We start from the raw sequence: 14,699 nt of genomic DNA on the forward strand, positions 1-14,699 counted from the left end.
GGAGGGCAAAATGGGTACCTTTCTTTTGGTTTTGTTTATTGTGGTGCTGCTGGTTGCAGCCATGTCCATCGGCGTAATTCTGGGGCGTAAGCCCATCAGTGGAACCTGCGGTGGGATTGGCGCGCTCGGAATCAGCCAGTCCTGTGATATCTGCGGTGGTAATACCCAGAAGTGCGAAGAAGAAAACGAACGGTTGGCCAGTGAAGGTAAAGAGCCCGAGGCTCTGGCTTACGACGCCAGCCAGACCAGCAAGCACTGATCTGTTTCTGACAACCAGAACCATCTTTTCACGACGTAGATAAGGAGTCACTGCGCGCATGGCAGAACATCATTACGACGTCGTCGTTATCGGCGCCGGTCCGTCCGGCGAAGGCGCGGCGATGAATGCGACGAAACACGGCAAACGTGTCGCGATCATCGAGGACAAGCCTACCGTTGGCGGGAACTGCACACACTGGGGCACCATACCGTCCAAGGCGCTGCGTCACTCCGTCAAACAGATCATCACCTTCAACACCAACCAGATGTTCCGGGATATCGGTGAACCCCGCTGGTTCTCTTTTCCTCGAGTGCTTCAGAATGCCCAAAAGGTCATTGGCAAGCAGGTCAAGCTCCGGACTCAGTTCTACTCCCGCAATCGGGTTGATCTGATCAACGGTCGAGCCTTTTTCGTCGACCAGAACCGTATTGAAGTCCGTGGCAGCAAGTCCTCCGAGACTCTGCACTTCAAGCAGGCAATCATCGCCACCGGCTCCAGACCCTATCTGCCGCCCGATGTGGATTTCCGCCATCACAGGATCTATAACTCCGACACCATTCTGAACCTGTCTCACACGCCCCGCACACTGATTATTTATGGCGCTGGCGTCATAGGTTCAGAGTATGCTTCGATCTTTGCGGGCCTGGGTGTAAAAGTCGACCTGATCAACCCGGGTAGCCGGCTGTTGTCGTTCCTTGATGACGAGATCTCCGACGCTCTCAGCTATCACCTACGGAATAACGGCGTTCTGGTTCGCCACAACGAGCAGTACGAGTCGGTTGTGGGTGATGACCACGGTGTGGTGCTGTCGCTACAGTCGGGCAAGAAAATCCGTGCGGATGCATTCCTGTGGTGCAATGGTCGCAGTGGGAACACCGAGAAGCTTGGCCTCGAAAATATCGGTCTGGAACCCAATGGCCGTGGGCAACTGGCCGTTGACGAGCACTACCGCACCGAGGTGGAAAACATCTATGCGGCGGGCGATGTGATCGGCTGGCCGAGTTTGGCAAGCGCCGCTTATGACCAGGGCCGTTCTGCATCTTCGGACATTGTGGACGATGCATACTTCCGCTTTGTGTCCGACGTGCCGACCGGTATCTACACCATTCCGGAAATCAGTTCCGTTGGCAAAACCGAGCGCGAACTGACAGAAGCCAAGGTGCCCTATGAGGTTGGGCAGGCCTTCTTCAAGGATCTGGCACGCGCACAGATCACTGGAGAGGCAGTAGGTATGCTGAAAATCCTGTTCCACCGGGAGACCCGCCAGATTCTGGGCATCCACTGTTTCGGTGACCAGGCAGCAGAAATCGTCCACATCGGCCAGGCGATCATGAATCAGGAAGGGGAGGCTAACTCTCTGAACTACTTCATCAACACCACGTTCAACTATCCGACCATGGCTGAGGCATACCGGGTCGCGGCACTGAACGGCCTGAACCGGATCTTCTGAGCCATCTACGAAAACGGGGTCAGATGAATGTTTTCATCTGACCCCAAGCCCGCGATTTCAGCTAGTAGACACTGCTTCACTGTTGAGAGAGGTTGATTCTCGGCTCTGGGGCAAGGACAGGGCGGACCTCGCCCTGTTGTCGAAAAAGATACGGGTACTTGTGGGGTAGTCAGTAATGATGCTGTCCACCCCCATCTCTTCCAGCTGCAGCATGTCGTGAATGCGGTTCACAGTCCACGTGGACACGTGCATGCCACGTCGATGCCCCTGTTCCACCAGCGCTTTTGAACACAACTTCCAGTTTATGCAGAGATACTCGCAGCCCAAACGGCTTGCCATACTGAGAGGCCGTGGGAATTTTCGTTCGGCTACCAGGCCAAGGCGGATGTTCCTGTTGCGCCGCCGTATCTGCTTCAGAAACCAGATGTCTGAAGAGGTGATTGCCGCAGTCTGATAGAGGTTCCGGCGCTGAATGACCTCGGTCAGCCGGTTACACAGGATATTGAGCCGCTGGCGACTGTCTTTTTTGACTTCCAGCTGCAAATGCTCGATGTCGTCGAACTGATCCAGCAGGTCTTCGAGTGTCGGAATGCCGGTGGGAGTGGGCCAAGAGCTGGTGTTGCGCCGGGCGTCCATAGCCGCCAGTTCGGCAGCGGTGTACTGGCTGATGCTGCCTTTCTGGCTGGTGGTGCGGTCTACCGAAAGATCATGCACCAGTACCGGCTTGCCGTCTTTGGACAGCACCAGATCCAGTTCAAAATGCCGGATACCATGCCGGTAGGCATGCATGAATCCCGGAAGGGTGTTTTCCGGGGCCTCTCCCTTCGCGCCTCTGTGTCCGTAGACAATCATTCCGCTACATCATCCTTCAAGCGTTGGTAAATGGCCTGGCGCTTCTTCCAGGTGTCATGGCAAAGGCGTATGTCTTCGAGGTACGCCGGCAGTTCGTCCATCAGCAGGGCCTGGGGGCCGTCCACCAGGGCTTTTTCCGGCTTCGGGTGGAAATCCACCAGCACCATGTTGGCGCCGGCGACGACGCCCTGGGCGGTCGCGTGCATGACATCAAGAATGCCGTCCGGAGACTGCTCGCGGCTACCAACCGAATGGGAAGGATCCACACAGACCGGCATACGGGTGAGGCGCTTAACCGCCGGTACATGGGCGAAATCCACCATGTTCCGATGGGGTTGGCCGGCCTCGGTTTTCATGCCCCTCAGGCAGAAAATGACATTGGCGTTGCCTTCGCTGGCCAGATATTCGGCGGCGTTGAGGGATTCATTCAGAGTAATCCCGAACCCGCGCTTGAGCAGCACCGGATAGGTGCTCTGGCGGCCAATGGCCTTGAGCAGCTCGAAGTTCTGGGTATTGCGGGTGCCCACCTGAAGCATTACGCCGGTGGGACGGCCGAGCTTTTCGAGGCAGTTATCGATTTCCTCAATGTGACTCTCATGAGTGATCTCCATGGCGATCACCTTAATGCCGTGTTTGCCCGCTTTTTCAAACACCCAGGGGAGGCAACCCTTGCCGTGGCCCTGGAATGAATAGGGGTTGGTGCGCGGCTTATAGGCGCCCATTCGTGTGCAGACTTCACCATTGTCTTCCAGGGCCTGCATCATCATGTCGACGTGCTCGGGCACGTCAACCGCGCACAGGCCGGCAAAGATGTTCAGATTGGATTGACTGAACTCGACACCGTTGTAGGTGAAGCCGCTTTGCCGTCGGTCGTCCCGGTGGCGGCCGAGAATACGGTAGTCGTCCGAAATGCGTATGGCCCGCTCGACCGCAGGCAGGGCTTCGATTTCTTCCTTGTTCAGGGGTTTGGTGTCCCCGAGAAGATAGATTTCGGTCAGCCTTTGGGTGGCGCCCTGAACCTCGTGAACCCGCACCGAAACGTTCGGAAGATTCTCGAGGTAGTGCATGGTCTGTCGATATTCTTCGCTGTCCAGAGCGGTGTTCGGATGAAGAATGGCTAGCATACAGTCTCCTTTTAAGAACCGGCTTCCTGCGCCCGGTGCCGCGCCTGCATGAACTCCCGGTGATTGAGGTGCAGCAGGTCTGCCATGCGGCGAATAAGGTGTTCTTCGTACTTGTCGATGCGACCATCCGCAAAGGCCACGCGCCAGATACTCTCAAGCAGGGCCTGTTTGCCTTCCTGGTCCAGGTACTCGTTGATCTGGCCGGTAAATTCATAGAGCGAAGTGGCATCGTCTGCGTGGCCGAGGGCGTCTTCCAGAATTTCCTCGGCTTCAGCCCGGGTTACCTGGTGTGCCTTCACTGCGCCATCAACGATGGCCTGAAGTTCGCGCTCGTCTTCATCCTGGTCGACACGGGAAAGCTGAACCATCAATGCCGTGGCAGCCACAGCGAGCTGATGGTTATCGGGTTTCTCGCTCTCAGCTTCCGGTGCCGCAAACAGTTTTTTCAGGCTCTCGATCATGATCGGACAGTCCCACTTCTATGTTTGGTTTGAAGCTTTGCGTCAGGCGGCCTTGGCCAGCTGCCGGACCCGGTTTTCCAGTTCGATCTGGTCGGCTGTGAACCGGCGAATGCCATCGGCCAGCTTCTCGGTCGCCATGGCGTCCTCGTTGGATTCCCAGCGGAACAGTTTCTCGTCGATGGTGCCAAACCGATCCGGTGAGCTGGCCGTTTCAGCGACCAGTTGCCTGGGCAAATCGCCATGGTCATCCTGCAACTCCTGCAACAGGGCGGGACTGATGGTCAAACGGTCACAGCCAGCCAACATTTCAATTTCGCCGGTGTTTCGGAAACTGGCACCCATCACCACCGTTTTAAAGCCGTTGGCCTTGTAGTAATTGTAGATGCGAGAGACTGAAAGCACCCCCGGGTCCTCTGAAGCCGGGTAGCTGTCCCGGCCAGTGCTGGCCAGGTGCCAGTCCAGAATTCGACCAACAAAGGGCGAGATCAGGAACGCCCCGGCCTGGGCACAGGCAGCGGCCTGAATGAAAGAAAACAGCAACGTCAGGTTGCAATGAATGCCTTCCTTCTCCAGTTGTTCGGCGGCCCGGATTCCTTCCCAGGTCGACGCGATCTTGATCAGTACGCGACTGGTGTCGATGCCCTGTTTGTCATACAGCTCAACCAGGCGGCGGGCGCGCTCGAGCGTACCTGCGGTATCAAAGGACAACCGGGCATCCACCTCTGTCGAAACCACACCAGGAATCAGGTTCAGGATTTCTCGCCCGGCGAGTACGGCCAGCATATCAGTGGCCATGGTCAGCTGCTCGGCGTCTGAGCCGCCATGCCGCCTGGCTTCTGCCACAGCCTTGTCCAGCATCGGCCGGTAAGCGTCGGAAGCGGCAGCTTTGAGCAGCAGGGATGGATTGGTGGTGGCATCTTCCGGCCGCCACTTCGCAATGGCTTCGATATCGCCGGTATCTGCCACTACCGTGGTCATGGTCTTCAGTTGGTCGAGCTTGCTGGTCATTCGTCCTGTCGTCCCGGTTGATCTGTTATTGGTGCGCCCGAATCCCGGGCTCTGGCTATATGCCTACAATAACGGGCCGCTCTGACAGGAACAAGACAACAAAAGGTATGGTAGCAATTGCCTGCGATTAAGCTTCGGCAATCTCCGGCGCCGCCGGTTCATGTACCTTTTCCAGAGCTGTTTCGATCACTTCCAGGCCAGCACCGGATTTATGGGCGTTCTCGCTGATATAACGACGGAACTGCCGACCGCCAGGTTGGCCATGGAACAGGCCGAGAAGGTGCCTGGACATGTGGGTCAGGAATACGCCGCGCTCAAGTTCGCTCCGGATAAAGGGAAGCATGGCACGAAGTGCCTGATGTCGGGTTTCCACCGGTGCCGCCTGCCCGAAAAACTCCGGATCAACCCCCGCCAGCAGCCAGGGATTGTGGTACGCCTCCCGACCCAGCATCACGCCGTCGGTATGCCGGAGATGTTCGTGGCACTCATCGAAGGTCTTGATGCCGCCGTTGATGATGATTTCGAGATGCGGGTATTTCGCTTTCAGCCGGTAGACCCAGTCGTATTTAAGCGGAGGGACTTCCCGGTTCTCCTTGGGGCTCAGGCCTTCAAGAATCGCGATCCGGGCGTGCACGATAAATGTCCGGCAACCAGCTTCTGAAACTTTTTCCACGAATTCGCAGAGATCCTCCCAGGACTCCCGCCCATCAATACCGATGCGGTGTTTTACCGTTACCGGCAGATCGGTTGCTTCAATCATGGCTCGCACGCCCTCTGCCACCTTGTCCGGATGGCCCATCAGGCAGGCACCGATCATGTTGTTCTGAACACGGTCGCTGGGGCAACCGACGTTCAGATTAACCTCATCGAAGCCATATTGCTGGGCCAGCCTGGCGCAGTGGGCAAGTTCGCCGGCATCGCTGCCACCAAGTTGAAGGGCCAGAGGGTACTCGGCCTCATCGTGGCGCAGAAAGCGTGCAGTATCTCCGTGAATCAGCGCGCCCGTAGTGACCATCTCGGTGTAGAGCAGGGTATGCCGGCTAAGCTGGCGCGCCAGATAACGGTAGTGACTGGTGGTCCAGTCCATCATCGGGGCCACGCAGAAGCGGCGTGAAGGGCCGGAGTTGTGCAGCATGGTGTCCTGAGATGGTGTTCCAGACATTACGGTACCTGTTATCAACCAAAAACGTGTTGCGTAAATCGTTACAGCGAAAAGTGGCTGGTAGTTTAACAGGCATCGGCCTCCGATTTCCGTAGGGCTTTGGCGAAATGCGTTACCTTGCGCAACGCTACTTGTCTGTGGCGGAGTTTCCTTGGAGCCGACAAAGCCGTATGTTTAGTCAAATTCTCTGAACAGAGGGCTGGATGAACACTAACTGGCTTGTAGGCGTTGACCTGGGGGGCACCAAAACCGAAGTGATCCTCATGGACCGGCAAAGCACAGAGCACTTCCGGACGCGCTTAACGACACCCGCCGGTGATTACCAGGCTACCCTGGAAACTATCAGGGCACTCGTGCTTCAGGCCGAAACAGAAGCTGGCGAGGGCTGCTTGCCCGTTGGGATTGCCATACCCGGCAGTGTGTCCAGGGTTACGGGGCGCATTAAGAACAGCAACTCCACCTGGCTCAACGGCCAACCTATGCAGCAGCATCTTCGGGAACTGCTACAGCGGCCGGTAACGCTCACCAATGATGCCAACTGCCTTGCATTGTCCGAGGCGACAGACGGCGCGGGAACGAATCACAACACGGTATTTGCAGCCATATTGGGGACAGGCTGTGGCGCTGGCGTCAGTATCAACGGCCAGATACTCGAAGGCCCTAATGGCGTGGCCGGTGAATGGGGTCACAACCCTCTGGCCTGGATATCGCAGGAAGAACTGGAACAGCGCCCATGCTTCTGCGGTCGCAATGGCTGCAATGAAACCTTCCTCTCCGGAACCGGACTATCTCTCACCCACCGGCTGATGACTGGCCAGAAACATTCAGCGCGCCGAATCGTTGAGCAGGCCCGCGAAGGCGACCCCAGGGCCCGCGAGACAATGAACCGTTACCTCGAGCACCTGACTCGTGGCCTGGCCGCTGTTATTAACGTGCTGGACCCCGATATCATTGTGCTGGGTGGCGGAATGAGTAATGCCGAGCAAATCTACGAAGAACTCCCGGGTCGCCTATCTGATTACGTGTTTGGCGGTGAATGCAAGACCCCGATCAGGCGGGCGATTCACGGGGATTCCAGTGGGGTTCGGGGGGCGGCTTGGTTGGGAGTTACTGTGCCGAACTAATTAACTGGAGCAAACCTGCGGACAGCATGCAGGGCATCAGGCCGCGCGTTTTAAATAGTTGCGGAGATAATTGAAGTAGATAAGAGCGTCGCGGGTGGTGAACAGCTGCGGCTTGAATCCCCCATAGAGTTTGTTGATGTAATTGCCGGGAACCTCGGGAAGTTTCGCAAGCGCCATTGCCCAATCTTCAAACTGGCGCTTCTCTATTTGCTCGTACTGAATGAGCCGAACATCATAATGGCGGGCGTCAGCTGCGATGTCGAGATAGAGCTTGTTGACAGCATCCTCTTCACCCTCCAAAACTTGCATAAAATTGAATTGGTCATAGGCCAGTAGGCCGGTGATACCGCATTGTTCGTTTCTTTTGACGGATTCCGCAAGGATATTTTCCACATCGGACTCCTCCAGATGTGGAGAAACGCTGCTGAAATAAATAAGTCTGCAAAGCTTCGGCTTTGGCGCGTCCATAGAACAAACCTCCCTGAAGCAATGGCACTCCTTCTGCTATGCTTTTGTGCTTCTCTAACTGTAGTCCCGTAAAGCCGGACCTATCAACTTTACCCGGAGTCTGAACGTATGCCGCTGATGATACAGGCCCTGCTGCCGGTATTTGTCCTGATCATGCTGGGGCATGTGTTTCGCCGCATTGACTTCCCGGGCGGCGATTTCTGGCCACAGGCGGAGCGGTTTACCTACTACGTGCTGTTTCCGGCCATGCTGGTTTTCAAACTGGGGCAGGCTCGATTGCCAGCCTCCGCCTATGGCGATATTGCTTTGCTGATCGGCTCCATGCTGATGGCGATGACGCTGGTCCTGGCGATTGCCCAGTGGTTCTGGCGCTGGTCTGGTCCGGTTTTCTCTTCGGTTTACCAGGGAGCTATCCGGTTCAATTCCTATGTGGGTCTGGCGGCTGGCGGCATGCTGCTCGGCGATCAGGGTCTGTCCCTCACGGCGATTGCGGTTGCCATCATGGTGCCGTTGCTGAATCTGCTCTGCATACTGATGTTTTCGCTGGTGGCCACGGAAGGGCCGGTAAGGTTGGTGCCGGTGTTCAAGGCGATTGTGACCAATCCTCTGATTGTAGGCTCGGTGATTGGCGTGGTCTGGAGTTTCTTCGAGATCGGGTTTCATCCGTTGATCGGCGGAATTCTCGAGCCTCTCAGTAATCTGGCGTTACCGATGGGGCTGATGACAGTTGGTGCCGGGCTTCAGCTCAAGGCCCTCAGAGGCGCCTCACTGCCGTTTATTGTTTCGTCCGCACTGAAGCTGGTCGGATTTCCGATGATGACTGCGGGGCTGGCGTTGTTGCTGGGGCTTGAGGGAATGATGGTGCAGGTGGCGGTGCTGTTGGCGGCGCTTCCCACGGCCACCTCTGCTTACATTCTGGCTCGCCAGCTTGGTGGCGATGCCCCCCTGATGGCGGGCATCATCAGTGGCCAGACCTTGCTGGCCATCGTCACCATACCGTTAATGCTCAGTATTCTCTGGTAGGCATTCGAGTACCGCGTCGACAATACTTTGCTGGAAGTTGTTGTAACCCTCCGGCGTTGCTTCAATGTCCGTGGCCAGAGGGTCCCATGTGCTGAAGGTAACGTCCAGGTTCTCCGTGATCGAGCGCCACCACTGCCGGTTGAACTGCGGTTCGGTAAGCAGGCATGGGCGGTTGGCGTTGCGCAGTTTTTCCTGCACTTCCGCGATATGCCGTGCCCCCGGCGACAGCTCCGGGTTCAGTGTCAGAACGCCCTCGAGTTTCAGATCGTAGTGTTCAGCAAACCGCGTAAAGGCGTTGTGGTAGGCGAACAGACTGATGTCCTCAACCGGTGTGAGACGTTGCCGAATATTGGCATCCGTTGCTCGAACGCCGGCTTTGAACTGCTCGAAGTTCTTGTTTAATACGGCAGCATCAACGCCCTGCAATGCCGAGAGGGCGTCGCGGATCTCTTCGGCCATTTCGATAGCCAACTCGGGATCCAGCCAGATGTGCGGGTCTTCGCCGTCACCATGATCATGGCCGTGTCCGTGTACTTCTTCGTGGCTTTCCTCTTCCATGGCCTCCTCTCCATGAGCATGCTCATGATGGTCTTCTGTCTGTTCACCATGCGCAGGCTCATCGTGCGAGGGTTCTCCGGATTCGTGCCCGGCATCCATGAGGGCGACCGTTCGACTGCTGAATTCCTCGCCCAAAAGTAGTCGATAGAGGAAGGTTTCCATATCGGGCCCGACCCAGAATATGACGTCGGCGTTTTCCAGTGCCCGTCGTTGGGAAGGTTTCATGGTGTAGTTGTGGGGGCTGGAGCCGGGCGGTACGAGGCTCGTCGTCTGCATGTCTTCCGTGGCGATCGCACTGACGATCAGTTCAACCGGTTTGATGGAAGTAACAATACGGGTCTCGGCCTGCAGAGCGCTGTGAAACAAAAGGGTGCCGGCGCCGAATGCCAGAGTAAGTGCTTTTCCGGTAACGCGCATGATAAATGAGATCCTGCGATGTCAATGTGTAATGTTATAATGTAACAAATTAGGCCGAGGGCGGCAAAAGAAACTTTCTACGTGCAATTTCTGGTGTGTTCGTTAACTTCCTGATCATGCGAAACCTGCCGTTGGCCGGTATAATGCCCGCTTTATCAAACGGCCACCGATTTTTCAGGAAGGTTTCATGACTGTACGTACCCGAATTGCTCCGTCACCCACTGGAGACCCTCACGTTGGTACCGCCTACGTGGCCCTGTTTAACCTGTGCTTTGCCCGCCAGCACGGCGGCCAGTTCATCCTGCGTATCGAAGACACCGACCAGGCCCGCAGTACCGCAGAATCCGAGCAGGACATTCTCAAGGCTTTGCGCTGGCTCGGTCTGAACTGGGATGAGGGTCCCGATGTAGGTGGCCGTCACGGCCCCTATCGCCAGTCCGAGCGCAAGCACTCCTACCGCCAGTATGCCGAGGACCTGGTCACGGCCGGGCACGCGTTTTATTGCTTCCGCACACCGGAAGAGCTGGAAGCCATTCGGGAAGAGCGGAAGGCCCAGGGTATGAATCCGGGCATCAAGGGCAATCTGGAGTTGCCCGAGGACGAAGTGAAGCGCCGCCTCGACGCAGGCGAGCCATATGTGATTCGTATGAAAGTGCCCGATGAGGGAGTCTGCGAGATCGACGACATGCTTCGGGGCACCATTGAGATCGACTGGGCTCAGGTGGACTGCCAGATTCTGCTGAAGTCCGATGGCATGCCCACCTATCACCTGGCGAACGTGGTTGATGATCACCTGATGGAAATCACCCACGTTCTGCGTGGTGAGGAGTGGATCAACTCGGCGCCCAAGCACAAGCTGCTGTATCAGTATTTTGGCTGGGATATGCCGGTGCTGTGTCACCTTCCGCTGCTTCGCAACCCGGACAAGAGCAAGCTGTCCAAGCGCAAGAACCCGACCAGCATCAATTTCTATGAGCGCATGGGCTTTCTGCCCGAGGCCGTCACCAACTACCTCGGGCGCATGGGCTGGTCCATGCCGGACGAGCGGGAAAAGTTCACCCTGGATGAAATGATCGAGAACTTCGATATCCAGCGTGTGTCCCTTGGTGGCCCGGTGTTTGACGTGGAGAAGCTTCGCTGGCTGAACGGCCAGTGGCTGCGTGAAGAGCTCACCGAAGAGCAGTTCATGGAACGCATGCGACAGTGGTGGTTCAACGAGGATGCCCTGCGTGCTCTGGTGCCACACATCAAGGGCAGGGCAGAGGTGTTTTCGGATGTGGCACCCATGGCCCAGTTCATGTTCTCCGGTATGCTCAACCAGAAGCCGGAAGACTTTGCTCACAACAAGTTGGAAGAAGCACAGATCAAGCGGGTTCTGCAGTTTACGCTCTGGAAGCTTGAAGCTCAGCGTCATTGGAGCAAGGAGACTATCTTCGCGGACATCAAGGCTTTGGCCAAAGCCATGGACCTGAAGATGGGTGACTTCATGTTCTCCATCTTTGTGGCGATTGCCGGCACGCCGAATTCCTGGTCCGTGATGGACTCCATGGCACTGCTGGGCCCGGACATGACCCGTTCAAGGCTTCGGCATGCGCTGGAAGTGATGGGCGGTTTCTCCAAGAAGGAAACCAAGAAGGTGGAAAAAGAATACGGCGCTCTGGGTATTCATTGACCGCTTTGGTGAATTAATAAACGGCTTGAACAGGGATGTTCAGAAAACTGAAAAAAAGTGTGTTTCAGAGGTTGACGGCCATAGGGCGGATCCTTAATATACGCAGCCGTTGAGGGGCCATAGCTCAGCTGGGAGAGCGCAACACTGGCAGTGTTGAGGTCGGCGGTTCGATCCCGCCTGGCTCCACCAATTTCTAGTCCCCTTCGTCTAGTGGCCTAGGACTCCGCCCTTTCACGGCGGCAACAGGGGTTCGAACCCCCTAGGGGACGCCAATACGGCTTGACGGTTTAGTCCACCGGAAAGCCATCAAAAAAACCGCCTTCGGGCGGTTTTTTTGTGCCTGAATGTCGGGTCAGATGAAAAGTTCATCTGACCCCGTTTTCTCTCATCGCTCAGCAATGGCCCCCTTGCCAACACCTTCATAAGCCTTCACCCGGATGGTGTCTGTCGCAAACTCCACCTTGAGCTTATCGGCAATGTGGGCGGCAATCAGCTCCACCGTGGTGTCGGTATCCAGCATGTATACGCGCTCTTCTGGCAGGGTCAGTGCAAACTCTCCCTGATTGGCCTCGTATTCGAAGGTGACGTATCGAACGCCGTCCTCGCCCACGTGGCGCCGGATCACGTCTTCCTCGGAGCCCACGTAAATATCCCGCCAGAGTTTTGCCCAGCGACGCTCCAGGTCATAATCACGGTGACCGTTCCGGTCGATACGAATCGGTGAGCGGTGGCCATGGGCAATGCGCTGGCAGTTGCCAAGATGCTTCTTCAGTCCGTGCACGTAGTGGTAGTAGGCGCCGTCGATTTCCTCCTCCCGGAGATTGATCTCTACGGAAATCACGTTGGCCGGAAGCACAGCCTTGATCTCCCGTTCCAGCAGGGATGCCACGGCCGAGGGCACAACCCGGTCAGCGGACAACCAGACAATGGCCTCGTCGGGCGATCGGTGAACAATCTGGCTGCCGTCTGTGAGTGCCCAGGTGAAGGTGTCCGGTTGCTCCTCGGCCCAGGAGAGCCCCTGATAGCCACGGGGAATCACCAGGCGATGGTCGACACGCTCATCGATCACCCTCTTGATGGTGCGTTTCACGTTGCTGAAGTCGAACACCATGCCCTGTTCGTCCAGCTCCCCGCCAAGCACCACATCCGCGATCCAGCTTTCACCCACCAGCCCACGGGTGGGGTCCAGGTAGGCAAAATCGATAACGGTCAGGTTGTCTACAAACAGATGGTTCATCAAATTTCCAGGCGGGTATGGTTGATTGATGGCCGAATTCTAGCAAAAATCACCGAATACAGCAGTCTGGCGGTTGGCCACTGCTTCATTTCTTTTTGCTATCGGACTTATCATTTTAAACCTCGACTCGCACTTCGATCAGCAATTTCCGGCACTGGTACTGGCTGCCGGTGCCTCGAGCCGCCTTGGTCGGCCGAAAACCCTCCTGCCGCTGGCTTCTGGTGATGGGGCGGATGCGGACTCCCGGAATCGTACGCTGTTGGACGCCGCCATTTCCCAGGCCCGGACTCTCAGTCCGGACGTTCGGGTGGTGTGTGGCGCCTGGTACCCCCTCATACGCTTTCGTTGTCGGCGACAACCTTCTTCCTGGTTGCGGGCGCCGGATTGGCAGGAGGGCATGTCGGCGTCGCTGTCAGCGGGTCTTCGCAGCCTGGGTCCAGCCGTAAAAGGCGTGTTTGTTCTGGTGGCGGACCAGCCGTTACTGGATCTGAACGCCCTGAAGGCCTTTGGCAAGGCGGCACGGTGTGTACCGGACCAGCCCATTGCCGCAGATTATGGTGGCCGGCCGGGTGTGCCCGCCTATTTGCCCAGATGGCTCTGGCCGCTGGTTTTGGATCTGGAGGGGGATAAGGGCGCCGGGCGATTGCTGGCAGAGGTGCGGGCAACCCGGGTAGATATTCCGGGGATCCACGATGATGTGGACACCCCGGCAGACTGGCAGAGGATCAGGGCGCTGCTCAACCGAACAGGCCAGACAGCCAGGCAATCCCGACGCTGAAAATGCCGAGACTTATGGCAAGTCCAATGGTGTAGACCCGGGAAGATGCCGAGCGCTGCTGCGAAACGAAAAGGTCGATTGTGCGCTGGGCTATATCTTCGGCGGTTTCCCTCGAGATCTCGTGGGCTTGCTGAATAGCCTCGGACTGCAGGGTTTGCCAGAACTCGGTATCAATCGTCTGCACACTCGTGATGTGATCTTTCAGCTCGGCCATATGCTCGCTCGTGAAGCCGGAATTCTTTGTCAGCTCCTTCCTGAGCACGGCAAGTTCGCTGCCAAGGTTCAGGTTGACCTCTGCGGCAACTTCGTCACGCAGATTTTTGGTCCGCTCGTCGACCATCTCGGTGACGGCGTTCAGGCGTTCCTCGATCACCGCGTCCTGTTTGCTGCGGGATTCATCCAGAGCCCGCTTCAGGTGATCGAACTGCTCGTCAAAGAGGGAACTGAGTAGTTCGTGAAGGCGGTTGTTGATGTGGGTTTTGACCGCGGAACGGGCGATCTGCTCAATCAGCTCGCTGGTCAAGGGCACCACATTGGCTTGCGGGTTGCTCCGGCTTGCTGAATCGCCAGCCTTGGGCGACAGTTCCACTGATGCATCCGCAGGTACGTTCAGCAGTTCGTCCTCCTCCGCGGCAGAGGGCTCAGATTGGACCGGTGGCTCCGGTAAGGTTCCACCTGTGACATCACTGGCCAGCTGGTCCAGAACGTCTTTGAGACCCTCGGTTTGCGGTGGTTTGGTCAGGATGTTGTAAACACCGAAGTTCCTGGCCTCCTCCATGAAGGATGACGACTTTTTGGATGTACACATGATGATGGGGATGCCGGCGGTCTCCGGATTGCCCTTGATGGCTTTGGTAGCCTCCACGCCGTTCATGCCCGGCATCAGATGGTCCATGAAGATGACATCCGGACGCCCCTGGCTGTTCAGGAAATCCAGGGCCTCCTCGGCCGAGCCAGCCATATTGACTTCCATATCGCGACTTTCCAGCAGTTTGCTCAGGGCAAATCGGGCCACCTTGGAGTCGTCTACCAGCAGAGCGTTTTTGATCGCCATGTCACTACCTCAATCGTTTACTGCAAACGCGTTTGTTATCGGGCCGTTATGA

15 protein-coding genes and 2 tRNA genes are annotated in these 14,699 nt (G+C 56.9%); 8 read left to right on the forward strand and 9 right to left on the reverse strand.

Annotated features, from left to right (window positions below; translation table 11 throughout):
• Positions 1-10 precede the first annotated feature (10 nt).
• Entirely contained in the window at positions 11-259 is a 249-nt protein-coding gene (nqrM, locus tag ACWJ62_RS04605; RefSeq protein ID WP_449285121.1) for a (Na+)-NQR maturation NqrM, read from the forward strand.
• A 58-nt stretch (positions 260-317) separates the two neighbouring features.
• Complete coding sequence (gene sthA, locus ACWJ62_RS04610) at positions 318-1,709, forward strand: Si-specific NAD(P)(+) transhydrogenase (RefSeq protein WP_148609685.1); 1,392 nt, start codon at positions 318-320, stop codon at positions 1,707-1,709.
• Between the two features lie 57 nt (positions 1,710-1,766).
• Here the strand turns inward: sthA and ACWJ62_RS04615 are convergent, their stop codons facing one another.
• From ACWJ62_RS04615 to dusA, 5 genes are all read right to left on the reverse strand, one after another.
• The gene (locus ACWJ62_RS04615) at positions 1,767-2,561 is read right to left on the reverse strand and encodes a glycerophosphodiester phosphodiesterase (RefSeq protein WP_449285122.1); all 795 of its coding nucleotides are present in this window, start codon (positions 2,559-2,561) and stop codon (positions 1,767-1,769) included.
• Positions 2,558-3,685: a 3-deoxy-7-phosphoheptulonate synthase gene (locus ACWJ62_RS04620; RefSeq protein WP_449285123.1), complete on the reverse strand. Its 1,128-nt coding sequence runs from the start codon at positions 3,683-3,685 to the stop codon at positions 2,558-2,560. Before ACWJ62_RS04620 ends, ACWJ62_RS04615 begins: the two co-directional genes overlap by 4 nt.
• 11 nt (positions 3,686-3,696) lie before the next feature.
• Entirely contained in the window at positions 3,697-4,146 is a 450-nt protein-coding gene (locus ACWJ62_RS04625; RefSeq protein WP_449285124.1) for a tellurite resistance TerB family protein, read from the reverse strand.
• A 42-nt stretch (positions 4,147-4,188) separates the two neighbouring features.
• Entirely contained in the window at positions 4,189-5,154 is a 966-nt protein-coding gene (tal, locus tag ACWJ62_RS04630; RefSeq protein ID WP_449285125.1) for a transaldolase, read from the reverse strand.
• Between the two features lie 127 nt (positions 5,155-5,281).
• Positions 5,282-6,316 (reverse strand): tRNA dihydrouridine(20/20a) synthase DusA, encoded by a 1,035-nt coding sequence (dusA, locus tag ACWJ62_RS04635; RefSeq protein ID WP_449285126.1) that lies wholly within the window; start codon positions 6,314-6,316, stop codon positions 5,282-5,284.
• Between the two features lie 203 nt (positions 6,317-6,519).
• Between dusA and ACWJ62_RS04640 the strand changes: the two genes are divergently transcribed.
• Positions 6,520-7,440: an ROK family protein gene (locus ACWJ62_RS04640; RefSeq protein ID WP_449285127.1), complete on the forward strand. Its 921-nt coding sequence runs from the start codon at positions 6,520-6,522 to the stop codon at positions 7,438-7,440.
• Positions 7,441-7,476: 36 nt separating this feature from the next.
• Here the strand turns inward: ACWJ62_RS04640 and ACWJ62_RS04645 are convergent, their stop codons facing one another.
• Positions 7,477-7,908 (reverse strand): BLUF domain-containing protein, encoded by a 432-nt coding sequence (locus tag ACWJ62_RS04645; protein WP_449285128.1) that lies wholly within the window; start codon positions 7,906-7,908, stop codon positions 7,477-7,479.
• Positions 7,909-8,016: 108 nt separating this feature from the next.
• Between ACWJ62_RS04645 and ACWJ62_RS04650 the strand changes: the two genes are divergently transcribed.
• A complete protein-coding gene (locus ACWJ62_RS04650; RefSeq protein WP_449285129.1) occupies positions 8,017-8,931 on the forward strand; it encodes an AEC family transporter in 915 nt (304 codons plus the stop codon).
• Here the strand turns inward: ACWJ62_RS04650 and ACWJ62_RS04655 are convergent.
• Positions 8,908-9,906: a zinc ABC transporter substrate-binding protein gene (locus ACWJ62_RS04655; protein ID WP_449285130.1), complete on the reverse strand. Its 999-nt coding sequence runs from the start codon at positions 9,904-9,906 to the stop codon at positions 8,908-8,910. The genes ACWJ62_RS04650 and ACWJ62_RS04655 overlap by 24 nt on opposite strands.
• A gap of 187 nt (positions 9,907-10,093) precedes the next feature.
• On the opposite strand from ACWJ62_RS04655, the gene gltX reads away from it, so the two are divergent.
• The 3 genes from gltX to ACWJ62_RS04670 all read left to right on the forward strand — a co-directional run bounded on the left by gltX (position 10,094) and on the right by ACWJ62_RS04670 (position 11,850).
• Positions 10,094-11,578, forward strand: a complete 1,485-nt coding sequence (gene gltX, locus ACWJ62_RS04660) for a glutamate--tRNA ligase (protein WP_449285131.1) — start codon at positions 10,094-10,096, stop codon at positions 11,576-11,578.
• Between the two features lie 113 nt (positions 11,579-11,691).
• Positions 11,692-11,767 (forward strand) — tRNA-Ala (locus ACWJ62_RS04665).
• Between the two features lie 7 nt (positions 11,768-11,774).
• Positions 11,775-11,850 (forward strand) — tRNA-Glu (locus ACWJ62_RS04670).
• A gap of 113 nt (positions 11,851-11,963) precedes the next feature.
• Here the strand turns inward: ACWJ62_RS04670 and ACWJ62_RS04675 are convergent.
• A complete protein-coding gene (locus ACWJ62_RS04675; RefSeq protein ID WP_449285132.1) occupies positions 11,964-12,815 on the reverse strand; it encodes a 6-carboxytetrahydropterin synthase in 852 nt (283 codons plus the stop codon).
• A gap of 73 nt (positions 12,816-12,888) precedes the next feature.
• Between ACWJ62_RS04675 and ACWJ62_RS04680 the strand changes: the two genes are divergently transcribed.
• Positions 12,889-13,593 carry a nucleotidyltransferase family protein gene (locus ACWJ62_RS04680; RefSeq protein ID WP_449285133.1) on the forward strand — a complete coding sequence of 235 codons (705 nt, stop codon included), beginning with the start codon at positions 12,889-12,891 and terminating at the stop codon, positions 13,591-13,593.
• Here ACWJ62_RS04680 and ACWJ62_RS04685 read toward each other — a convergent pair.
• Positions 13,553-14,647 carry a response regulator gene (locus ACWJ62_RS04685; protein ID WP_449285134.1) on the reverse strand — a complete coding sequence of 365 codons (1,095 nt, stop codon included), beginning with the start codon at positions 14,645-14,647 and terminating at the stop codon, positions 13,553-13,555. The genes ACWJ62_RS04680 and ACWJ62_RS04685 overlap by 41 nt on opposite strands.
• Positions 14,648-14,699: the final 52 nt, after the last annotated feature.

Source organism: Marinobacter sp. PE14, assembly GCF_053566155.1.